We start from the raw sequence: 22,108 nt of genomic DNA, 5'->3' as shown, positions 1-22,108 counted from the left end.
TGACATACCGTACCGGTCAGGATGCCGTTTCCTCGGTCTTTTTTGCCGTTTTTTTGCGGGTGGCGGTTTTCCTGGCCGTCGTTTTCTTTGCCGTGGTTTTCTTGGCGGCCGTTTTTTTCGGCGCTGCTTTCTTGCGGCCAGTGCCTTTCGCCGCCTTGGCGGCCAGCCATTCAAGGGCCTGTTCCAGCGTCACGTCGGCGGGTTCCGTCCCCTTGGGCAGGGTGGCGTTGATTTTGCCATGGTTGACATAGGGACCGTATCGTCCGTCAAGCACACGGATCGGCGCCTCGTCCTCCGGATGGGTGCCCAGATCCTTCAGCACGGTTTTGGTGCCGCCGCGCTTCTTGGCGCCCGCATCGGCCAGAAGGCTGACGGCACGGTTCAGACCGACGGTAAAAACCTCATCGCTGGAGGGCAGTTTGGCATATGCCCCGTCGTGCGCCAGATAGGGACCGTAACGGCCAATGGCACTTGAAATGGCTTTACCGGTTTCCGGATGCATGCCGATGGTGCGCGGCAGCGACAGCAATTTCAGTGCCATGTCGAAGTCGACACTGCCGACATCCATATCCTTGGGGATGCCGGCGCGTTTTGGTTTCTCTTCGCCTTTCACCGCTTCGCCCAGCTGGATATAGGGGCCGAAACGTCCGTCTTTCAGGGCGACATCCAGACCGGTATCGGGATCCTGGCCCAGTACTTTCGGACCACCGTCGGCGGCCCCTGTGTCGGCCGTGTCCCCCGCCTTGCCGAAAGGCCGTGTATAGGTGCAATCCGGATATCGTGAGCAGCCGATAAAGGCACCATGCCGGCTGATCTTAAGGCCGAGGCGTCCGATGGAACAGCTTGGGCATTGGCGGGCGTCGGCCCCGTCACTGTTTTCCTGGTCTGCGATCTGCGGGAACATCATCGGCTCAAGAAAAGCGTCGAGCGTGTCGATCACTTCCGAGTTGCGGCGGCTGATGACTTCTTCCGTGGCGGGTTTGAAGGCCGCCCAGAAGTCTCTGAGCAGGGCTTTCCAGTCCGCTTCCCCGGCCGAGATATGATCAAGCTGTTCTTCCAGATTGGCGGTAAACCCGTATTCTACATAGCGTTCGAAGAATTTTTCCAGGAAGGCCGTGACAAGACGGCCTTTGTCCGCCGGTACGAAACGGGTTTTGTCCATGACGACATAGTCGCGGTCTCGCAGTTTGGACAAAATCGAGGCATAGGTCGACGGGCGGCCGATGCCCAGTTCCTCGAGCTTTTTCACAAGGGTCGCTTCGCTGTACCGGGCCGGCGGCTCGGTGAAATGCTGCGAAGGCGTGACCTTGTCCGTTGTCAGCCTGTCGCCCGCTGTCAGTTTCGGCAGCAGGGTTTCACGCTTCTCGTCCTCATCGTCGCGGCCTTCTTCGTAAACGGCCAGAAAGCCGTCGAAGGTGATGACGGAGCCCGTCGCGCGAAGTTCCAGTGTCCTCGCCGCATCGGTGATGGTGATCGTGGTGCGTTCCAGGCTGGCGCTTTCCATCTGGCTGGCCAGTGTCCGCCGCCATATCAGTTCATATAATTTGCGTTCATCCTGGTCGAGGGCCTGCATGACATGCTGCGGCAGGCGACCGGGGTCGGTCGGCCGTATGGCTTCATGCGCTTCCTGCGCGTTCTTCGCCTTGGTCTTGTAACGACGGGGTTGGGGGGGCAGATATTTGTCGCCGTACCGGGTGCCCACAAGCGCGCGGGTCGCCTGTATGGCTTCCTCCGCCATCGAGACACCGTCGGTCCGCATATAAGTGATCAGGCCGGTCACTTCGCCGTCAATGGTTTTGCCTTCATACAGACGCTGCGCCACCGACATGGTGTGGCTGGCGGTAAAGCGGAGCTTGCGAGCCGCTTCCTGTTGAAGGGTCGAGGTGGTGAAGGGCGGTTGCGGGTTGCGCCTGGCCGGTTTCTTTTCAACATCCGCCACGCTGAGTGCGGTCGAGGAAACACGATTTGCGGCATTGTGCGCCAGTGCCTCGGTATTCAGGTCAAATTTGCCGAGTTTCTTGCCGTCCATACCGTAAAGACGGGCGGAAAACGGATTGCCGCTACCGGACAGGTCGGCGGTCACGGTCCAGTATTCCTGCGGGGTGAAGCGCTCGATCTCGGCCTCACGCTCACAGATCAATCTCAGGGCCACGGACTGGACCCGCCCGGCTGAGCGGGCGCCCGGCAGCCGCCGCCACAACACCGGTGACAGGGTGAAACCGACAAGATAGTCAAGCGCCCGCCGCGCCAGATAGGCATTGACCAGTTCGCCGTCCAGATCGCGCGGTTCGGACATTGCCTTCAGAACGGCCGATTTGGTGATCGCATTGAAGACGACGCGTTTGACGTCGACATCCTTCAGGGCCTTTTTCTGTGCCAGCACTTCCATGACGTGCCAGCTGATCGCTTCCCCCTCGCGGTCGGGGTCGGTCGCCAGAAACAGTCTGTCCGCATCCTTGACCGCCGCGGCAATATCATTAAGGCGCTTGCGGGAGTCGCGGTCGACTTCCCAACGCATGGTGAAGTCCTGATCCGGGTCGACGGAGCCGTCCTTGGCAGGCAGGTCACGCACATGGCCGTAACTTGCCAGGACCTTGAAATCCTTACCCAAATATTTGTTGATGGTTTTCGCCTTGGCGGGCGATTCAACGATCACAACATTCATACCAAACCCTTTGCCGGGCTTGCCATCGCTGGGGCAGGCCGGTTTTCTTCACCTAGAGCCAAGTGCCGGGGATTGCAACGGGCTTCTTTGATAGCGGCGTCCCGCCATGCCGAAATAAAAACCATAAAGTGTTATGTGGGCAGGAATTTTATGGCGTTTCCAGCCGGCTGACGCGGTTGCCGGGATGGCGTTGCACGCTGCCGGCGAGTTCCAGTTCCAGAAGTGCGGCCAGAACCGCGCCGGATGCAAGCCCGCTGAGCCGGACCAGGTCGTCCACCGCGCAGGGGCCGGGGCTGAGAAGGTCGAAGACGGTTTTTCGTTCGGCGTCGTCAATGGCCGGCACCGGCACGGTGCCCGCAGTGTGTTCCGGTATGGGGGCCATGTCGGCCGGTTGCTGTCCGGCAAGGCGGCGAATGCCGCCATGCAGCGATGCCAGTTCTTCCAATATATCGTCGGCCGTCTCGGTCAGAACCGCACCGTCGCGGATCAGTCTGTTGGTCCCGCGTGACCGTGGATCCATCGGAGACCCCGGAACCGCAAAAACCTCCCGGCCGGCTTCTGCCGCCAGGCGGGCCGTTATGAGCGAGCCGGAACGCTGCGCCGCCTCGATCACCAGTACGCCAAGGCTGAGACCCGCGATAATCCGGTTGCGTCGGGGAAAATGGCGTGCCTGGGGGCGTGTGCCGGGCGGCATTTCACTGACAAGCAGCCCCTTTTCCGCGATAGCGGCCTGCAATTCGGCATTTTCACGCGGATAGGCGATATCCAGACCGCCTGCGATACAGGCAATGGTGCCCGTATTGAAGCTGGCGCGGTGGGAGGCCGCATCGATCCCGCGTGCAAGACCGGATGCAATGACAAGGCCGCTATCGCCCAGATCGCTGGCAAGCCGTTCCGCCATGCGGATGCCGCTGACGCTGGCATTACGTGCGCCGACCACACCGATAATGTCGTGCCTCAACAGGGTACGCCGTCCCAGTGTCAGCAAAACCGGCGGCGCATCGTCCAGTTCGGCCAGGCGCGCGGGATACTCGGCCGTACCGAGATGCAGGTCTTCGCCACCCATGCGGTCAAGCGCTTCCAGCTCCCGCTCGGCGACAGTCGCGGGCGGCGGGCTCAGCGGGGTGCCCCTGCCGCCGCGCGCCGACAGGTCCGGCACGGCGTCAAGGGCGCGTACCGCCGTACCGAAACGCATCATCAGTTGCCGGAATGTGATAGGGCCGATTCTGTCCGTGCGGATCAGGCGCAGCCGGGCCAGACGTTCCGTCTCGGTCAGGCCGCGTGTGGCGGCACTGTGTGCATGAAGAGGCATATCGGTCATGGGCGGCCAGTCTGTGACCCCGTGCCGGTACAGTCAACCTTGGGTAAAGGGGGGTCAGTCTTTTTTGCCGATACGTGGCTCTTCGCCCGCGAGCAGCCGGATGATATTGGCGCGGTGGCGCAGATAAATCACGGCTGTCATGACGGCGACGAATGGGAGCAGATCGGTGTGTCCGATGGCATAGGCGATCACCGGTGCACCCGCGCTGGCGATCAGGGCCGCCAGCGACGATATGCGCAGGAGCAGGGCGGTCAGCAACCACAGGCCGCCGGCTGCCAGGGCCAGGACAGGACTGATGGCGGCCAGGGTACCGAAAAAGGTCGCAACTCCCTTGCCGCCCTTGAAGCGCAGATAAACCGGATAGCAATGGCCAAGGAAAGCGGCGGCACCGGCGGCGGCGGCCACTGTCGGGGTGGTCAGGGCGCCCACGCTCAAAACGGCGATGGCGCCTTTGCCCGCATCGAGGAGGAGGGTTGCCAGCGCCAGATTCTTCCGTCCCGTACGCAGAACGTTGGTGGCGCCGATATTGCCCGACCCGATGGCGCGGATATCCCCCAGTCCGGCCAGTCTGGTGATGACAAGACCGAATGGCACGGCGCCGAGAAGATAGGCGGCGACCAGAAAAAGGATATTTTCAAGGTTCAGCACCCTGCCGGCCCCGTCACCGCGCCGGCCTGATCCCCATAGACGGTCCGGCCGGCCACAACCGTTCGCCACACGCGGCCCTGTACCGGCAGGGTGTCGAAGGGGGTGTTGTTGCCATTGGGACCAAAGGCCTCCCGTTCTATGCGCCAGGGCTTGTTCGGGTCGAAAATGGTCAGATCGGCGGGGGCGTCGACGGCAAGGCGCCCACTGGAAAGGCCCAGCAAGTCAGCCGGACGGCTGGTCAGGGCGTCAAGCACCCGCATCAGCGGCAATTTGCCCGCATGGACCAGAGACAGCGACAGGGCCAGCATGGTTTCCAGGCCGATGACGCCGGGCGCGGCTTGGGAAAAGGGCAGGCGTTTCTGGTCTTCGGCTTTCGGGTCGTGATCGGAGACGATGGTGTCGATTGTACCATCGGCAAGACCCTGAACCAGCGCCAGTCTGTCTTCCTCGCTTCTCAGCGGCGGGGTCAGGCGGGCGAAGCTTCTGTATCCCTCGACGGCGCTTTCGTTCAGATGCAGATAAGGTGGTGCGACAGAGGCACTGACGCGCGCGCCCCGTGCCTTGGCGGCCCGCACGGCCTCCACGCCCGCGCGGCTCGACAGAAGCGCGAAATGCAGTCGTCCGCCGGTGATCTCCAAAAGGCGCAGGTCCCGTTCGATCTGGATCACTTCCGCGGCGCTGGGAATGCCGGGCAGGCCGAGCCGCATGGCGGTTTCGCCCTCATGGGCGACGCCGCCTTCGGCCAGCTGCGGTTCCTCGGCGAATTGCACGATCAGGGCACCGAAATGACCGGCATATTCCATCAGCCGGCGCATCACCCGTGCATCCGCGACGGCTTTCCTGCCGTCGGTAAAGGCAACCGCACCGGCGGCCTGCATCTGGCCGATCTCGGATATTTCGAGACCCTGGGCACGTTTCGTCGCCGCCCCCATGGGATAGATATTCAGTCGCCCTGTGTCCGCCGCACGGCGCCGGATGCGCTCCACCACGGCATCGGTGTCAATCAGTGTCGTTTGTGTGGGTTGCAGAATCAGTGTGGTGATACCGCCTTTCAGGGCGGCATCGATCTGTACGCCGTGTGCCCGCATGTCGATGAAGCCGGGACACAGGATGCGGCCGCCGCAGTCCACCGTTTCATCATTGTCCTGCGGGGACAGATCGTTGCCGAGGTCGGCGATCCGGCCATCCCTGACCAGAAGGCTGCCGTGGCTGTCAAGACCGCTGGCCGGGTCCATCAGCCGCGCATTGGTATACAGTGTCCGGTTCACGCGGCACCTCCGCCGGCCTTTGCGGTGTGTTCCGTGTCTGCGTCCCGGCGGTCGCGTGTCAGAATGTCAAGACACGCCATCCGCACGGCCACCCCCATTTCCACCTGTTCCTGAATGGCGGAATGCCCCACATCGTCCGCCACGTCGGAGGCGATTTCCACGCCACGGTTCATCGGCCCCGGATGCATCACCAGCACATCCGGCTTTGCCATGGCCAGTTTTTCCCGTGTCAGGCCCCAATACTGGAAATATTCCCTGAGAGAGGGCAGGAAAGCGCCTTTCATCCGTTCCTGTTGCAGGCGCAGCATCATGACGACGTCTGCATCCCTCAGGCCCGCTTCCATGTCTGTAAAGACCTCCACCCCCAACTGTGCCACATCGCGCGGCATCAGTGTCGGGGGTGCGATCAGACGGACCCGCGCGCCCATGGCGTTCAGCAGATAGATGTTGGAGCGCGCCACGCGGCTGTGCGCGATATCACCGGATATGGCAATGATCAGCTGATGCAGCCGGCCCTTGCGCTTGCGGATGGTCAGGGCGTCCAGCAGGGCTTGGGTCGGATGTTCTGCGCGCCCGTCGCCCGCATTGATCACCGGACAGTCCATTTTGGCGCTGAGCAGACGCACGGCCCCGCTGTCACCATGCCGTACGACCAGTATGTCGGGCCGCATGGCATTCAGTGTCGCGGCGGTATCCAGAAGCGTTTCACCCTTTTTGATTGATGAAGCTTCCGGAATCAGTGTCACCGTGTCGAGGCCAAGGCGTTTCCCGGCGATCTCGAAACTCATCAGCGTACGGGTTGAGTTTTCGAAGAAAACGTTGATCTGGGTTAGGCCGGACAGTTGGCGCCGCCGGGGTGTGTTGGCGTAGGCTTCCGATTCGTCCAGCAGAAACTTGATGGTGACCGGGTCCAGTTCCCAGGTTCCAAGCAGGTCTTTATGGGGAAAATAGGAGCCGGACGGCGGGGCAACCTCCGCACGGGCATAGGCATCACTGTCATGCGCATCCGTCATTAAAATCTGAGCTTATAGGTACCGGGCATCGGTCCCGCAAGGAGAATATCGGCCGCCGACGGTAAAGAGTTTAAAGCGCGTGCAGCGCCCCTTGCAAAATATAGGCGGCGGCCATTTTATCGACCAGTTCCTTGCGGCGGGCGCGGCTTCTGTCCGCCTCGATCAGGGTGCGTTCGACCGCTGCTGTCGACAGGCGTTCGTCCCAGAAGGCTATCGGCAGAGTGACGGCGCCGACCAGATTGCGCGCGAAGGCGCGGGTGGACTGGCAGCGTGGCCCTTCGCTGCCGTCCATATTGACGGGCAGCCCGATGACGAACCCGCCGACGGTCTCCGTGTCGACGATTTCTTTCAGGCGCGCGGCATCGGCGCGGAACTTGCCGCGCCGGATGGTTTCCAGCGGGCTGGCCACGGTCAGCGTGGTGTCGCTGAGGGCAAGGCCGATGGTTTTGCTGCCCACATCCAGTCCCAGAAGTCTGCTGCCGGGCTGGAGGCTGGACCGCAACTCTCCGATGGACAGGATCGGTGTGTCCGATGCCTTAAGGCTCACTGCGGCATGTCCCCGGCGGCACCCGGCACGGCGCCCGGAAGGACATCCGGACGTCCGTCAAACCAGGCCCGGGTCCTGTCGACGGCATTGTCCATGATGTTTTTATAAAAGAGGTTGATGTCATAGACATGGTAATTGCCCTGCGGCATCAGATAATCGGTCCAGCCGTCCTTCGGCGGCGGATTGATGTACAGAATGCCGTCGCCGCCGCAACTGGCGCCTGTCAGGCCCGCTTCCAGTGCGTTGGACGGCGTGTCCGGCTCGGCCAGCATCAGGGCGCCCGCATTCAGTCCCGCCGGCGCGGCGCCGTCGATCTGCCAGTTCAGCGGATTGGTGCACAGCATGGTGGTCCCGGCATGCGGCTGTCCGTTCAGTCCCGGCAGCATTTCAAATGCCTTGACGATGCTGCCGGCATCTCCGCCCTGGGCAAAACTCTGATAGGATATGATACAGCCGGTCTGGTCCGCCTTTTCGCAAGGGGACAGACCGGGCAGGGCGCCGATGTCCCCTTCCATGCTGACCGGCCAGCCGATCAGATAGGCGGCGATCAGCCTGTCCTGCAGACCGCGCGCCACAATGCGCTCCGCCAGCAGCAGCAGGCCGTGCAATGACCCCTGGCTGTGTCCGGCGATGATGAAGGGGCGCCCTGCATTGTCATTTTCCATATAATGGTCAAAGGCGGCCAGAACATCGCCATGTGCCCGGACAATGGCCTGCGCGCCTTGGCCGCTTTCATCGAAAAAGGCGCCGATGCCCGCCTGACGGTAGCGGGGTGCGAACACGCGTCCGGCGGTGGAAAAGGCACTGGCCTGATGCTGCAAGCCAAGACGCTCGAGGAAGGGCCGTGCTTCTTCAGAGTCAAAATCCGCATTCCAGCGCGTGTTTTCCAGAAATGTGGTGGGATGGATGTAGAAAACGTCCGCCAGTGGGATCTGCATGGTGGTGTAGAGCCCTTCGGGCAGCATGCTTGCGCGTGACGCCATGCCCGGTCGGGCCGCCCAGGCGCTGTTGTCGGCATAGTCCGGTGCCGGTCCGAGCGGTTCGCCGGCGATTGCGTGCTCAGGGACAAACATGGTGCGCATAAGAGCATCCTGATTATAGAAAAACCACAAGGACACGCCCGCGCCGATAACGGCCAGGACAGCCATGACCCCGAGGAAAATAATTGCCGGATGCCGCCGTTTTGCCGCCATGTCCGCCTCCGTCATATATCTGTCAGGTCCATCCAGCGCCTGTCTTCTCCGGGCCAGAGCGCCATCAGATGGTCCGTGATTTCCCGTCCGTCCTCGTATCGGACGGCGCGTGCCCGCCGTCCCTCAACCGTAAACCCGAGATCGGTGTAGAGGGCAATGGCGGCAGTGTTGTCACTGTGGACGTGAAGTTCTATTTTCTCAAGGGTGTCGTGGTTGTGGACCCATGCGCAGAATTCGCGCAGCAGGCTGCGCCCGATGCCCCGGCGGCGATGGCCTTCCGCCACCGACATGGCGAAACTGGTGACATGGCGCACGCGTGCACGTGCATCGCACCAGCTGTCCAACATGCCGATAATGCCGCCATCCCCGATTGCCAGAAGGCAGGTTTCCAGGGGGTGCGCTTTTTTCCGCGCGATCCAGCGGCGCTGGCGCAGCAGGCCCATCTTGAATTCATCTTCGCGGGTGATCAGGTGGTGTGCCGTTGCAAAGGTGTGGCGGATGTAATGGTTCAGCGGTCTGGCATCGCCGGGCACGGCCTGTCGCAGGATAATATCCTGCCGGTCCCGGATACTGCATTGCGGTCTTTGCTCGCCGTCCGCCACAGGCCTGCCTTTCCTCCGGTCCGTAACTGTCGGTCCGTGGTGATTTTTCCGCGCCGCATTCCCGCTTGCGGGGCCTTGGTGCAGGCGTTAAGTTGCGGCGCTGCCCGCAGGCGGGCAAGAGATTTCACCTACCTTAGCCGAAAAAGGGTACCCATGTCGGAAATTGATAGGGCGACTGTGGCCAAAATCGCGCGGTTGGCGCGGTTGAAAATCGACGAGGACGCGCTGGAGCCGATGGCCGGCGAACTGACCAAGATCCTCGATTGGGTGGAGCAATTGTCGGAGGTGGACACCGACAATATTGCCCCCATGTCCAGTCCCGTGGATGCCAAGCTGCGCTGGCGCGACGACGCCGTGACCGACGGCAATGTGCGCGACAAGGTCCTGAAGAATGCGCCGCATGACGAATACGGCTTTTTCGCCGTTCCCAAAGTGATTGAGTAAAGGGCTTCTGCCATGTCCGATGCAAAACCGTCAGATTTGACGAAACTCACCATCGCCGGGGCCCGCGATATGCTGTCGAGCGGCGAGATCAGCGCCCGTGAACTGGCGCAGGCGCATATCGCCGCCGTGGACGCTGCCGATCCGCTCAACGCCTATATCGTCAAAACGCCGGAAAAGGCGCTTGCCATGGCGGATGCGGCGGATGCGCGGTTGAAGGCGGGCAATGCCGCGCCCATGACCGGTATTCCCATCGGTGTGAAGGATCTGTTCGCGACCGAGGGCGTGCGCACCACGGCCTGCAGCCATATCCTGAGCGGCTTTGAGCCGGCGTATGAGTCCACCGTCACGCAAAATCTGTGGGACGCCGGAGCCGTCATGCTGGGCAAGCTGAACATGGATGAGTTCGCCATGGGCTCGTCAAACGAGACCAGCCATTATGGTCCGGTGAAAAACCCGTGGCGGGCCACGGGGTCGAACAGCGACTATGTGCCCGGCGGCTCGTCCGGCGGGTCCGTCGCGTCCGTCGCGGGCTATGCCGCCATGGGGGCGACGGCGTCCGACACCGGCGGATCGATCCGCCAGCCCGCCGCCTTTACCGGGACTGTCGGGGTCAAGCCGACCTATGGCCGGTGCAGCCGGTACGGCATGGTGGCCTTTGCCTCCTCGCTCGATCAGGCCGGGCCGGTGACACGCACGGTGCGGGACAGTGCCATCATGCTGGGCGCCATGGCGGGCTATGACCCGAAGGACAGCACCTCCGTCGACCGGTCCGTGCCCGATTTCGAGGCGGCTCTGACTGGCGATATCCGCGGCCTGAAAATCGGTATCCCGCAGGAATATCATCTGGCCGGTATGCCGGTGGAGATTGAAACCCTCTGGCACCAGGGCATCGACTGGCTGAAGGCAGCCGGTGCGGAGATTGTCGACATCAATCTGCCGCATACAAAATATGCGCTGCCGACCTATTACATCGTCGCCCCGGCGGAAGCCTCGTCCAATCTGGCGCGCTATGACGGCGTGCGCTATGGCCTGCGCGACGTGCCGCAGGGCGGCGGCCTGGCGGATATGTACGAGACGACGCGGGGGCAGGGCTTCGGGCCGGAGGTCAAGCGCCGCGTCATGATCGGTACCTATGTGCTCTCGGCGGGCTATTACGACGCCTATTATCTGAAGGCGCAGAAGGTCCGCCAGCTTATCGCCGACGATTTCAGGCGGGCCTATGAAAAAGTGGACGCCATATTGACGCCGACGGCGCCGAGCGCGGCCTTTGCCTTTGGCGACAAGTCGGACGACCCCATCGCCATGTATCTGAACGATGTGTTTACCGTACCGGCGTCTCTGGCCGGTCTGCCGGGCTCAAGCGTTCCGGCCGGGCTGGACGCTGACGGCCTGCCGCTGGGACTGCAAATCCTTGGCCGGGCATGGGACGAGGAAACCGTGCTGAAAGTATCCGGCGTGCTGGAGGAGGCCGCGGGCTTCACCGCGCGCCCGCAAGACTGGTGGAGGGCCTGAGCCATGAGTGCTGACGTTGGAAGTGCGTACTGTATTCAGGGCGCCACGGGCGACTGGGAAGTGGTGCTCGGCCTTGAGGTTCATGCGCAGGTGATTTCCCGCTCCAAACTGTTTTCGGGCGCGGCGACGGATTTCGGTGCCGAGCCGAACACGCAGGTCAGTCTGGTGGATGCGGCCATGCCCGGCATGCTGCCCACCATCAACGGCGAGTGCGTGGTGCAGGCCGTGCGTACCGGTCTGGCGCTCGGGGCGGAGATCAATCATTATTCCGTCTTCGACCGGAAAAACTATTTCTACGCCGATTTGCCGCAAGGGTATCAGATCAGCCAGTTCAAGCATCCGGTCGTGGGCGAGGGGACGATCCTGCTCGATCTTGGCGACGGCAAGACGAAAGAGGTGGGCATCGAGCGTATCCATCTGGAACAGGATGCGGGCAAGTCCATGCACGATCAGCACCCGGAGCTGACCTATGTGGATCTCAACCGGTCCGGCGTGGCACTGATGGAGATCGTCTCCAGACCCGATATGCGCTCGCCGGACGAGGCCGGGGCGTATCTGACCAAGTTGCGGACCATTCTACGCTATATCGGCACCTGTGACGGCAATATGGAACAGGGCAGCATGCGCGCGGACGTGAATGTGTCCGTCCGCCGTCCGGGGGACCCGCTCGGCACGCGCTGCGAGATCAAGAATGTCAACTCCATCCGTTTCGTCCGCCAGGCCATCGAGTATGAGGCCCGGCGGCAGGTGGACATTATCGAGGATGGCGGCACGATCGATCAGGAAACGCGCCTGTTTGATCCGAACAAGGGCGAGACGCGCTCCATGCGTTCAAAGGAAGAGGCGCACGATTACCGCTATTTCCCCGATCCGGACCTGTTGCCGCTGGAACTGGACGATGCTTTCGTCACTGCCGCGCGCGACAGCCTGCCGGAACTGCCGGATGTCAAGCGCACGCGCTTTGTCGAGAGCCTAGGCTTGAGCGATTATAACGCCGGTGTGCTGGTGGCGGAGAAGGAATCCGCCGATTATTTCGAGAAGCTTCTTGCCGCGCTGGCCGAAAAGACAGGAAAATCGGCTGAAAAACTGGCGACCAAGGCCGCCAACTGGGTGATTTCCGACCTGTTCGGCACGTTGAACAAGATGGGCAAGACGGTGTCTGACAGCCCGGTCACCGTTGACCACGGTGCCGAGCTGCTGGCCTTGGTCGAAGACGGCACCATTTCCGGCCGGATCGCCAAGGATGTCTTCGAGGTGATGGTGGAAACCGGGGACGCGCCCGCCAGGATCGTTGAGGACAAAGGTCTGCGCCAGGTATCCGACACCGGCGAGATCGAGGCGATCATCGACGGGATCATCGCCGACAATCATGGACAGGTGGAACAATATCGCGCGGGCAAGACAAAGGTCATGGGCTTTTTCGTCGGCCAGGTGATGAAAGCCACCGGTGGTAAGGCCAATCCGCAAGTGGTCAACCAGTTGCTGAAACCCAAGCTGGACGGATAAGGATGTACCCCGTAAGGTGATTTTCCAATAAGTCTGCCGGTACTGTGGGCTGAAGAACGGCTTTTGCCGTAATTCAGCCCCCATTCATTGTCAGGATTGTAAGCTAAGGCCAATGCTCCACAGTTTAGGAGGCCGCCTGTGTTACGCCTGTTGCTTTTTGGTTTTGTTGCCGTTGCTGTTTTTGTGCTGAGCAATGGGGCCGATGCCCAACGCTCTCTTCGCAATGATTATGAGCGCAGCGGCTATTCGGATGGAGACCGGAAAAAGGCCGTCCGGTCTTCCGAGCGTCGTGCCGAAAGACGGGCGGAGCGTCGCCGGGCAGACCGTCGGGAACGCCGCGCCGATCGCCGTGATCTGCGCGATGACCGCCGCGACATCAGACAGGACCGGCGGCGGTTGCGTGACGACCGTAGGGACCTTCGTGAAGATCGCAGACGTTTGAGGGAAGACCGGCGCGACCTGCGTGACGACCGCAGGCGTTTGCGCCGTGACCGGCGGGATTTCCGCGAGGATCGCAGATCCTATCGCCGTGACCGGTATTACCGTGACGAGCGGCGGGCGTTCCGTCGCGGCTTCCGGGCTGGGCGCCGTTCGAACGACCGTTTTTTCGGGTCCATCTGGGTCGGCAGCGGTTTCGGCAGTCCCTGGGGCTGGGGCAGGTATGATCCCTTCTGGGGATTTGCCTATCACCGGCATTACCGTCCTTTCAACCGGCGCCATGGCTGGGGGTGGGGTTGGCCACATCAGGGATATTGGGGCTATCGGCCATACTGGTGGGGCCGTCCGCAGATACACCATCATTACTGGTTGCCGGATTATGGCGCCTATCACGCTCCGGCGTTGCACTCCGGCAGGGTGTCCGTCCAGCCGACGGCGCATACGTTCGGCATTCGGTCCGGCGGGGCCGCACCCGGAGCCTCCCTCTTGGGCACGCTGGCCGGCGGTGTCGTCGGCGGTCTTGTCGGCGCTGAAATCGATGGCGGCCGCGACCGCAGCGAGGGTGCCGTCATCGGCGCTGTCACCGGTGCTGTCCTCGGCAATGCCGTAACGCAGCAGGCCGCGCGGGGTACATATGTCATCGAACGCAGCGATGGTGGGGCCTATTCCGGACGGATTACGGACGGGCAATATGGCGGTCCCGACCACGGTCGCTACATACCGCCGGCCAGCGCCGGCAGGAAAGAGCGTATTTGTCTGAGCTACCGCTATATTGAAGGCTCTTACCGCTGTACCGAATGGGGTTTTCGCGACTGAGGCAGTCGCCTATCCGCGCCCCGTACGTCCCGAAACGTGTCAGAAAATGCGGAGAGCGGCGCAGGGCGCGCGGTCGATAAGGCTCAGGCTTCCCCACTACACAGGGAAAAAGCCGGTCCAATGCAGGACCGGCCTATCCATAATGTCCGGGTGTCCTGGTTCCGGTCCGGTGTCAGCGCCCCGACCCCGGTTGCTGGTTTTGGTTTTGCTGAACCGGACTGGGTTGCTGATTGAAGGCGCTTTCGTCGACGATGACGCGGCTGCGATCCCGGCTGAACAGGATGATGACGGGTGTACCGCGCGGCAGCGGTGTCTTGTCCGCCTGGACGAGGGTGACGAGATTCCCGCTTTCGGTCCTGATGATATATTCATACCCTTTGGTGTCGGTTAATTCCTTTTCCACGCCGCTGCCGATCAGCCCGCCGATGACGGCACCGCCGATAGCGCCGATGACGGCCACCTCATCGTCACCGATGCTGGACCCTGCCGCCGCGCCGACGCCCGCGCCCGCGACCGTGCCGACGCCGGTACTGGTATTTTCAATTTCGACGAAACGGTAGCTTTCGATGGTACCGCGCTCCACGCGCCGCACTTCCCCGGTGGCGCCGCGTGAATAGCTGTCCGATGACAGGTCGCGCGTGCATGCACCCACCGTCAGGAGAAGGGCGGTCAGGCCCACCGCCCTGACAAGGGGACTAAGGATCGATGTGGGTTTGTGTGCTGTCGTGGCCGTGGCCATTGTCTCTGCTCCTGTCTTCGTACGTAGTTTTAAGCGTCATTATTTTATGGGCATGCCCGAATATTACAGACCCGCCAAGTCTAGGCGTTAATTACGGCATGATGGTGTCATTCCCGCCGTTCCGCGGTTTTGCCGCGCCGTTTCGCATGTGACCCCCGTTTTCGATATGCGCACGGCTGTTGCCGGGTATTCGGGGCCACCTGCACGATGAATATGCCCTTTCTGTTGAATGCGAAATGAATGGAAAGGTCTTGTCAACTTTTCTCAGGTATTTGGACTGCAGTGAATGCTTCTGTCCGGCGGTGCGGCAGAGCGACCCGCTTTTTATCGCCTGTCATCAGGTCGCAACATTTCTGGTTAGTCTGATCCGGGGTGTGAAGGGTTGATTATGACCAAAGTCGACATCGTCGCCACACTGGTGCCGCCGGTTCTGCCGCAGGATCTCTGTGCCAAGGTGTATGATCGTTTTACCGACGATGCCGGCCTGGTGGCGATCCCTGTGGTGGAAAACGGCCGTCCCGTCGGTCTGATGCGGCGCGCTGATTTTCTGGTCAAGCTGGCTGACCGATACGGTCGGCCCTTGTTTGAACGACGTCCCGTCACCACCCTGATGGATGCCGCCCCCCTGCTTGTCGAAACCCAGACCTCGATCGAGGATTTGAATACCCTGCTGGTGACGGAACAACAGGCGGCCATCCAGCATGGTTTCATCGTGGTCGATAACGGGATCTATAAGGGCATCGGGACAGCCTATACCCTGTTGCAGGCCAATATGGAAAAAGCGCAGGAGCGCATGCAGGCGCTGGAGCGGGCGCAGCTTGAGGCGGAGGCCGCCAATCGTGCCAAGTCCAATTTTCTGGCGAATATGAGCCATGAGCTCCGCACGCCGCTGAACGCGATCATCGGGTTTTCCGAATTCATCATCGAGGGCATGAAAAAAGGCACCGACATGACCGAGCATATGGGCTATGTCGGCGACATCCGCGACAGCGGCCAGCATCTGCTGAATGTCATCAATTCAATCCTGGATATGTCGAAACTGGAAGCCAACGCCTTCGAACTGCGCGAGGATTACGAAGACCCCGTTATTATCGCCGAACAGGCTGTCCGGATTATCGCGGGGCAGGCCAAAACGCACGATGTGACCGTTGTTCTGGAGGGGGACGAGACATTGTGCGACCTCTTTGCGGACTTGCAGGTCGTGCGGCAGATTTTGCTGAACCTGCTGTCGAATGCGGTGAAGTTTTCCCCGGCGGGCGGAAAGGTGCGTCTGGTGCTGGGCGGGACGGAGGACGGCGGGATTCAATTCCGTGTCATCGACAAGGGGCCGGGCATGTCGGAAACGGACCTTGCAAGGGTTATGCAGCCTTTTGTACAGGCGGATGGTGCCTTTGCCCGCCGACACGAGGGCACCGGTCTTGGTTTGCCCCTCGTCAATGCCTTTGCCGAGGCCCATGGCGGCAGTTTCCGTCTGGAAAGCGCGCTTGGCGTCGGCACCACGGCCATTGTCACCTTTCCGCCGTCGCGCAGTTTCTCGCGCAAGGGCGCGCCGCTCGTCGCGTTATAGCCGCCCGCCCGCTGTCTGCGCGTCGCCGGATGGGGCCTTGCGGCATGTCAGAATGTGCCGGAACAGTCCGTCACCGGGACAGATGTCCGAACAGTCCTGGACTGTGAAACCGGCTTTTTCGAGAAGGGCGTAAAATTCCGCCCGTGTCCGCTGTCGTCCCCCCCACATGAGCAGCAGGTGCAGATCATGGGCATAGTGCGCCTGCCGTCCGGGCGATGAAGGGTCCGGCATCAGTGTGTCCACGATGATCAGGGTGGATGCGGCGGACATGCTCCGGCGGCAGTTTGACAGAACCCTGACCGCATCCGCGTCGCTTAAATTGAGAAGAACCCGTGACAGAATGAACGTGTCCGCCTCCGGCGGCGGGGAAGACGTCAGATCGCCGGTCAGGACCTGCACCCGGTCTTCTATGCCATGACGGACCAGGTCCGCCCGGGCGGCATCGACCGCGTGCGGCAGTTCATAAAGCATTGGCCTGATACCGGGGTGGACACGCAGCAGCGCGGCCAGCAAGGCACCACCGCCGGCGCCCAGGTCCACCACCCTTTCCCCGCCGTCAAGGGGCAGGGCGGCGGCGGCTGTCGCGGCCCAGCTGTCCGCCACCATACGGTTGCGGGCGGCCCAGCGCCCGGCCTTGTCCGGATGATTGGCGGCAAACCGGTAAAAGGGGGTGCCATGGGCCTTTTCAAAGGCATTTCCGCCTGTTTGCAGTATATCCGGAAGGCTGGCCCAGGCTTTCAACGCTTCCGGACCTTCGGCGATGTTGTCGATATCATCGACCCGGCGTGTCAGGTCTGTCGCGCTGATATGGTCGTCCTTGTCTATTTTGACGATATCCAGCGTTTCCAGAAACCTGAGAAGCCGGCGCAGCGTTTCCTCATCCAGTTTGCCGCGGCGTGCAAGCTCGGATATCCGCAAAGGTCCCTGTTCAAGGTGATGCCCCAGCCGGATATGCGCCGCCGCATGAACGGCGCAGGAGATTTGATAGGCGTTGGCAAGCCGGCGTAGGCGTGCCTGTGGGCCGGGATCGGACGAAGCCATTGAAATATTGCTCCTTTCATGGCTGTATACTCGTGTTTTGATTGCATACTGCGCGAGGTTTGTCACGGTGGAAGAGTATCCGGAAACGTTAGCCGCCCTAGTCGAAATCCTGATTCCGTCCAGTGAGGGCCCCGGTGCGGTGGAATCGGCGACATCCGATTATGTGGAGAAAATGCTCGTCCAACCGGCAATCCAGCCTGTCCGCAGGCGTATATGCCGTCTTTTGTCAGATCTGAATGCAGCGGCTGTTCAGGGCCACGGGCAGGATTTCCATAATCTGGACCTGTCCCACAGGGACAGGCTGTTCGCGGATGCCGTCGCTGAGGGTGGTTCCGGTTCGCAAGAACACCGTACAGCGGCAGCTTACCTTGTCTGGCTGTCGGTCGAGGGATTTCTGTGTCATCCCCGCCAGGGCGGCAACCGTGGATATGCCGGATGGCGATATCTGGGGTTGCGTGTTCCTGAAGTGGGCGCCGGCTGATGCGCTACGATGCCGTGATCATCGGCAGCGGTGCCGGCGGCGGCCCCCTGGCGCTGAGGCTTTCCGGCGCCGGCATGAAGGTGCTGGTGCTGGAAAAGGGCCCAAGGCTTGGGCCGCTGGATTACGCGCATGATGAGCTTGCGGTTGAGCGCGGGATGTTCACACCCGACACCGCGACCGATCCGCATGCCGTCGTCACAAGAAAGACAAAAACGCCGACCCGCATGGCGCTTGGATGGGTTGCGTCCTGTGTGGGGGGCGGCACCGAGCATATGGGGGCTTACCTCTATCGGTTTCATCCTGTTGACTTCAAGATGCGTTCGCATTTCGGTGCGTTGGACGGATTCGCGGACTGGCCCTTTTCCTATGAGGAACTGGAACCGTATTACGCCATGGCCGAGCATGAGGTGGGTGTTTCGGGGCTTGCCGGTGCCAATCCGTTCGAGGGCAGGCGGTCCGGCCCCTATCCCATGCCGCCGTTGCCCGCCCACCCGGTCAGCCGGCAGCTTGAGGCCCTGTGTGCCGCCCGGGGGCTGACAGCCTTTCCCACGCCCAGGGCCATTAATTCCAGGCCGTATGGCGGTCGCCCTGCCTGTGCCTTCTGCGAAAGCTGTTCGGGCTACGGGTGCCCGACAGGGGCGCGGGGATCGTCGCAGGCCGCGTTGTTGTCCAGGGCGGAGGCAACGGGACATTGCACCATTCTGCCCGATGTCATGGTGCATACGCTTTTGACCGATGCCGGCAACCGGGCGAGGGGGTGTGTCTACCGCGATCCGGACGGCCGCGATGTGGAGGTCGAGGCCGCCCTTGTCTGTGTTTGCTGTTCCGCTGTTGAATCAGCGCGTCTGCTGCTGTTGTCGAAATCGGCCCGCCACCCCGACGGCCTTGGCAATGGCAATGGTCTTGTCGGCCGGCATCTGCAGTTCCATGCGGTTACGATGGGACAGGGTGATTTTGTGCCTGGGCGTTTGCCCGATCAACTGCTGGACGATCCGCATCCTTTTCTGGGGCGGTCCGTCATGGATTATTATTTTTTACCGCCTGGCGTTTCCGAACTGAACAAGGGCGGCATCCTGCGATTCGGTTTTGTGCCCAGAACGCCGCTGGCCACAGCCCGCAGGGTATTGGGGCGCGAAGGCGGCCTTGTCTGGGGCGAAAACCTCAAACAGAAGCTGCATAACGCCGTCCATCGGGAACGCAGTATCTATTTTGAGGTGTTTCACGATTTTCTGCCCACACGGGACACATATGTCAGCCTGGATCCCGATATCCGCGACCGCTGGGGACTGCCGGTTGCGCGGATCAGTCTGGATATTCACCCGCATCACCGGGTGGCCGGGCGCTGGTTGGGGGACCGGGCCGGCGAGCTTTTGGGCGATCTGGGGGCGGATAAAGTGACGCTATCGGATGTGGGCGGCACCTCAGCCTATCTTGTCATGGGAAGCTGTCGGGCGGGATGCGACCCGGATACCTCGGTCCTTGATGTCAACTGCAAGGTTCACGGTGTGGAAAACCTTTATGTGGTTGATGGCAGTTTCATGCCGTCGTCAGGTGGCGGCCCGCCGACACTGACAATCCTCGCCAACAGCTTCCGGGTTGCCGATCATCTGTTGACGCGGTTCGGCGATGGTGCTGCCAACTGATGCCATGTGGTGTGCCTCCGGGTGAAAAACCGGATGTAACACCCACACCGGGACAGCTTTCGTAAAATTATCCTTTCAGGTTGTATCCAGAGTACAATTTTTATATGTATTAACGTACTTAAAACGATTCTGGGTTTAATTTTTCTGTCTATTCGGATGAGTATCGAAAGAGGGAGCTTACACATGAAAAAGACTGTCCATGCTGTAAAAAGTTCGGAATTTGACCGGGATGATATCGCAGCGTTCGACAACCCCGCCGGTGAAATGCTCGACATCGAGGATGAAGCGCTTGCCAGTGTGGCCGGTGGCTGTGGGTGCCCTCCCGGTGCGGGGTCCGTTCTTTGCACGCCTTGCCCGCCGTTGAATTGCGGCGCCTGACATCCCGCTGCAGAGCGCGGGCGGTATAACCGCCTGAAGTGTTGGCCGGTGCCAGGAGCAGCCTGATGGGTGTCTTCTGGTGCCGGTATGTCATTTTATCGATACTCCTAAAAGGAGATTTTGTAGGATAAAAAACACCTTTTAATGGTTTTATCTGTAATAAATTTTTTATTTATGTTGATTGAGAGAAAACAATTTATATATGTATTTAGTCCTAGTTATCAGTTCACTAATTTTCAATCGTCGCCAATTCCGGCGACCCCATAATGAGGTGAAATTCCATGAAAACTAAGTTTCAGGCTGAAAGCTATACGGACGGTAAGGTCTCGGCGGACGAGACCGTACAGGACGCGGTAAATCCTGCCGGTGCCATGCTGGACATTGACGATGACGCTCTGGCCAGCGTGGCCGGTGGCTGTGGGTGCCCTCCCGGTTCGGGTTCCGCTATGTGCAGCCCGTGCCCGCCGCTGCAATGCTACTGATCGTTTGACAATCATAAGCCGGCCCGCGTATGCGGGCTGGTTTTCGGTTTTTGCATATTGTGTGACACGGCCGAATGGCCTCTCCGAATGCCGATAGCTATGTCAATGCTATGAGTCATAGAGCTTTGACCCTTCAGGAACGTGCGGCCCATGTGAAAGGTGCTGTGCCGCCTGATAGGCTCAATTCCGCTATGCCGAAGCGCTGGCAATCCCAGAAGCCATTCCAGGATACATCTGTTTTGGATGAACGCCTGAATGCCGCAGGTCTGTCACGCATCGTTTTTGAGGCGGCGACCAGCCTTGATTTTCCAGAAGATACGAAAGTGGTATCCGCTGATACGGATATTGTTTCGGCTATGGATATCGCGCGGGCGGAGCATCCCGATTGGCAGGCGGTGCTGGCCAGCATCAAGCCTTACTAGGCCGAAGATGTCGAAGCGTTTCCATCTCTGATCGGTCCGGTTCTTGTGGCGGCGTATCGGCGCGCTTTGAACGCCGGGGAAGCGCTGGGGCCTGCCGGTTGCGCGGATCAGTCTGGATATTCACCCGCATCACCGAATGGCCGGGCGCTGGGTGGGGGATCGGGCCGGCGAGCTTTTGGACGATCTGGGGGCGGATAAAGTGACGCTATCGGATGTGGGCGGCGCCTCGTCCTATCTTGTCATGGGAAGCTGTCGGGCAGGAAATGACCCGGATACGTCGGTCCTCGATATCACCTGTAAGGTTCACGGTATTGAAAACCTGTATGTCGTTGATGGCAGTTTCATGCCGTCCTCAGGGGTAGGGCCGCCGACATTGACAATTCTGGCCAACAGCTTCCGGGTTGCCGATCATCTTTTGCAACATTTTCAGGGCGCCAGCATCGAATGATACGCCTTTTAATTGTCAAATCATCATAAAAATCCCGCACAGGTTTTCATAAAATTATCAGTCAAGGTTGTATTCTTGATACAATTTTTATATGCATAAACGTATATAAAACGATTCTAGGTTTAATTTTTCTGTCTATTCCGATGAACATCGAAAGAGGGAGCTTACACATGAAAAAGACTGTCCAGGCTGTAAAAAGTGCGGAATTTAACCGGGATGATAGCGCGGCGTTCGATAACCCTGCCGGTGATATGCTCGATATCGAGGATGAAGCACTCGCCAGCGTTGCGGGTGGCTGTGGGTGCCCTCCGGGTGCGGGTTCCGTTCTTTGCACGCCTTGCCCGCCGTTGAATTGCGGCGCCTGACATCCCGCTGCAGAGCGCGGGCGGTATAACCGCCTGAAGTGTTTCGCCGGTGCCAGGAGCCGCCTGATGAGTGTCTTCTGGTGCCGGTATGTCATTTTATTGATACTCCTAAAAGAGGATTTTGTGGTATAAAGAACATCTTTTAATGGCTTTATCTGTAATAAAATTTTTGATTTATGTTGATTGAGAGAAAACAATTTATATATGTATTTTGGTCGTAGTTATCAGTTCAATAATTTTCAACCGTCGCCAATTCCGGCGACCCCACAATGAGGTGAAATTCCATGAAAACGAAGTTTCAGGCTGAAAGCTATGCGGATGGTAAGGTCTCGGCGGACGAGACCGTGCAGGATGCGATAGACCCCGCAGGTGCCATGCTGGATATCGAGGATGAGGCTCTGGCCAGTGTGGCCGGTGGTTGCGGGTGTCCTGGAGGTGCTACCTCCGCCCTGTGCAGCCCGTGCCCGCCGCGGGACTGCTTCTGATCGTTTGACAGTCATAAGCCGGCCCGCATATGCGGGCCGGTTTCCGGTTTTTGCATATCGTGATGGCACGGCCGGATGGGGCGT

General features: G+C 60.5%; 21 protein-coding genes. 11 read left to right on the top strand and 10 right to left on the bottom strand.

The features are described from left to right. Positions 1-16: 16 nt before the first annotated feature. From topA to BXY39_RS13420, 8 genes are all read right to left on the bottom strand, one after another. Positions 17-2,665, bottom strand: coding sequence for a type I DNA topoisomerase (topA, locus tag BXY39_RS13455; protein ID WP_121939408.1), 2,649 nt, complete (start codon positions 2,663-2,665; stop codon positions 17-19). A 148-nt stretch (positions 2,666-2,813) separates the two neighbouring features. Beyond that, complete coding sequence (gene dprA / locus BXY39_RS13450; protein ID WP_211332250.1) at positions 2,814-3,986, bottom strand: DNA-processing protein DprA; 1,173 nt, start codon at positions 3,984-3,986, stop codon at positions 2,814-2,816. A 54-nt stretch (positions 3,987-4,040) separates the two neighbouring features. Beyond that, positions 4,041-4,634, bottom strand: coding sequence for a glycerol-3-phosphate 1-O-acyltransferase PlsY (gene plsY / locus BXY39_RS13445; protein WP_121939407.1), 594 nt, complete (start codon positions 4,632-4,634; stop codon positions 4,041-4,043). After that, entirely contained in the window at positions 4,628-5,902 is a 1,275-nt protein-coding gene (locus BXY39_RS13440; protein ID WP_211332249.1) for a dihydroorotase, read from the bottom strand. Before BXY39_RS13440 ends, plsY begins: the two co-directional genes overlap by 7 nt. Then, positions 5,899-6,915 carry an aspartate carbamoyltransferase catalytic subunit gene (locus BXY39_RS13435; protein WP_121939406.1) on the bottom strand — a complete coding sequence of 339 codons (1,017 nt, stop codon included), beginning with the start codon at positions 6,913-6,915 and terminating at the stop codon, positions 5,899-5,901. Before BXY39_RS13435 ends, BXY39_RS13440 begins: the two co-directional genes overlap by 4 nt. A 70-nt stretch (positions 6,916-6,985) precedes the next feature. Further along, on the bottom strand, positions 6,986-7,462 hold the full coding sequence (gene ruvX / locus BXY39_RS13430; protein ID WP_121939405.1) for a Holliday junction resolvase RuvX: 477 nt from the start codon (positions 7,460-7,462) through the stop codon (positions 6,986-6,988). Continuing rightward, positions 7,459-8,670: a DUF3089 domain-containing protein gene (locus BXY39_RS13425; RefSeq protein WP_121939404.1), complete on the bottom strand. Its 1,212-nt coding sequence runs from the start codon at positions 8,668-8,670 to the stop codon at positions 7,459-7,461. Before BXY39_RS13425 ends, ruvX begins: the two co-directional genes overlap by 4 nt. Next, entirely contained in the window at positions 8,667-9,257 is a 591-nt protein-coding gene (locus BXY39_RS13420) for a GNAT family N-acetyltransferase (RefSeq protein WP_170163842.1), read from the bottom strand. Before BXY39_RS13420 ends, BXY39_RS13425 begins: the two co-directional genes overlap by 4 nt. A gap of 153 nt (positions 9,258-9,410) precedes the next feature. On the opposite strand from BXY39_RS13420, the gene gatC reads away from it, so the two are divergent. The 4 genes from gatC to BXY39_RS13400 all read left to right on the top strand — a co-directional run bounded on the left by gatC (position 9,411) and on the right by BXY39_RS13400 (position 13,973). Beyond that, positions 9,411-9,701 carry an Asp-tRNA(Asn)/Glu-tRNA(Gln) amidotransferase subunit GatC gene (gatC, locus tag BXY39_RS13415; protein WP_121939402.1) on the top strand — a complete coding sequence of 97 codons (291 nt, stop codon included), beginning with the start codon at positions 9,411-9,413 and terminating at the stop codon, positions 9,699-9,701. A gap of 12 nt (positions 9,702-9,713) precedes the next feature. Next, positions 9,714-11,213 (top strand): Asp-tRNA(Asn)/Glu-tRNA(Gln) amidotransferase subunit GatA, encoded by a 1,500-nt coding sequence (gene gatA, locus BXY39_RS13410; RefSeq protein ID WP_121939401.1) that lies wholly within the window; start codon positions 9,714-9,716, stop codon positions 11,211-11,213. A gap of 3 nt (positions 11,214-11,216) precedes the next feature. Beyond that, positions 11,217-12,719 carry an Asp-tRNA(Asn)/Glu-tRNA(Gln) amidotransferase subunit GatB gene (gatB, locus tag BXY39_RS13405; RefSeq protein WP_121939400.1) on the top strand — a complete coding sequence of 501 codons (1,503 nt, stop codon included), beginning with the start codon at positions 11,217-11,219 and terminating at the stop codon, positions 12,717-12,719. A gap of 138 nt (positions 12,720-12,857) precedes the next feature. Beyond that, on the top strand, positions 12,858-13,973 hold the full coding sequence (locus tag BXY39_RS13400; RefSeq protein ID WP_121939399.1) for a glycine zipper 2TM domain-containing protein: 1,116 nt from the start codon (positions 12,858-12,860) through the stop codon (positions 13,971-13,973). 172 nt (positions 13,974-14,145) lie between these two features. On the opposite strand, the gene BXY39_RS13395 is transcribed toward BXY39_RS13400, so the two are convergent. Next, positions 14,146-14,712: an outer membrane lipoprotein gene (locus BXY39_RS13395; protein ID WP_121939398.1), complete on the bottom strand. Its 567-nt coding sequence runs from the start codon at positions 14,710-14,712 to the stop codon at positions 14,146-14,148. A gap of 388 nt (positions 14,713-15,100) precedes the next feature. On the opposite strand from BXY39_RS13395, the gene BXY39_RS13390 reads away from it, so the two are divergent. Further along, positions 15,101-16,279 (top strand): ATP-binding protein, encoded by a 1,179-nt coding sequence (locus BXY39_RS13390; protein ID WP_121939397.1) that lies wholly within the window; start codon positions 15,101-15,103, stop codon positions 16,277-16,279. Here the strand turns inward: BXY39_RS13390 and BXY39_RS13385 are convergent. Then, positions 16,274-17,320 (bottom strand): methyltransferase, encoded by a 1,047-nt coding sequence (locus BXY39_RS13385; RefSeq protein WP_121939396.1) that lies wholly within the window; start codon positions 17,318-17,320, stop codon positions 16,274-16,276. The genes BXY39_RS13390 and BXY39_RS13385 overlap by 6 nt on opposite strands. A 67-nt stretch (positions 17,321-17,387) precedes the next feature. Between BXY39_RS13385 and BXY39_RS13380 the strand changes: the two genes are divergently transcribed. From BXY39_RS13380 to BXY39_RS13350, 6 genes are all read left to right on the top strand, one after another. After that, positions 17,388-17,801, top strand: coding sequence for a gluconate 2-dehydrogenase subunit 3 family protein (locus BXY39_RS13380; RefSeq protein ID WP_170163841.1), 414 nt, complete (start codon positions 17,388-17,390; stop codon positions 17,799-17,801). Next, entirely contained in the window at positions 17,801-19,444 is a 1,644-nt protein-coding gene (locus BXY39_RS13375) for a GMC family oxidoreductase (RefSeq protein ID WP_121939394.1), read from the top strand. Before BXY39_RS13380 ends, BXY39_RS13375 begins: the two co-directional genes overlap by 1 nt. A 659-nt stretch (positions 19,445-20,103) precedes the next feature. Further along, complete coding sequence (locus BXY39_RS13365; protein WP_121939392.1) at positions 20,104-20,304, top strand: mersacidin/lichenicidin family type 2 lantibiotic; 201 nt, start codon at positions 20,104-20,106, stop codon at positions 20,302-20,304. Between the two features lie 74 nt (positions 20,305-20,378). After that, entirely contained in the window at positions 20,379-20,726 is a 348-nt protein-coding gene (locus tag BXY39_RS13360) for a calponin homology domain-containing protein (RefSeq protein WP_147453583.1), read from the top strand. A 91-nt stretch (positions 20,727-20,817) separates the two neighbouring features. Beyond that, on the top strand, positions 20,818-21,174 hold the full coding sequence (locus BXY39_RS13355) for a GMC oxidoreductase (protein WP_342779463.1): 357 nt from the start codon (positions 20,818-20,820) through the stop codon (positions 21,172-21,174). Positions 21,175-21,823: 649 nt separating this feature from the next. Continuing rightward, positions 21,824-22,024 (top strand): mersacidin/lichenicidin family type 2 lantibiotic, encoded by a 201-nt coding sequence (locus BXY39_RS13350; protein WP_121939389.1) that lies wholly within the window; start codon positions 21,824-21,826, stop codon positions 22,022-22,024. Positions 22,025-22,108: the final 84 nt, after the last annotated feature.

This window comes from Eilatimonas milleporae (assembly GCF_003688555.1).
GTDB lineage: Bacteria > Pseudomonadota > Alphaproteobacteria > Sphingomonadales > Kordiimonadaceae > Eilatimonas > Eilatimonas milleporae.
Note: the sequence above shows the minus strand (reverse complement) of the source record. Positions and strands in the feature narration are given on the sequence as shown.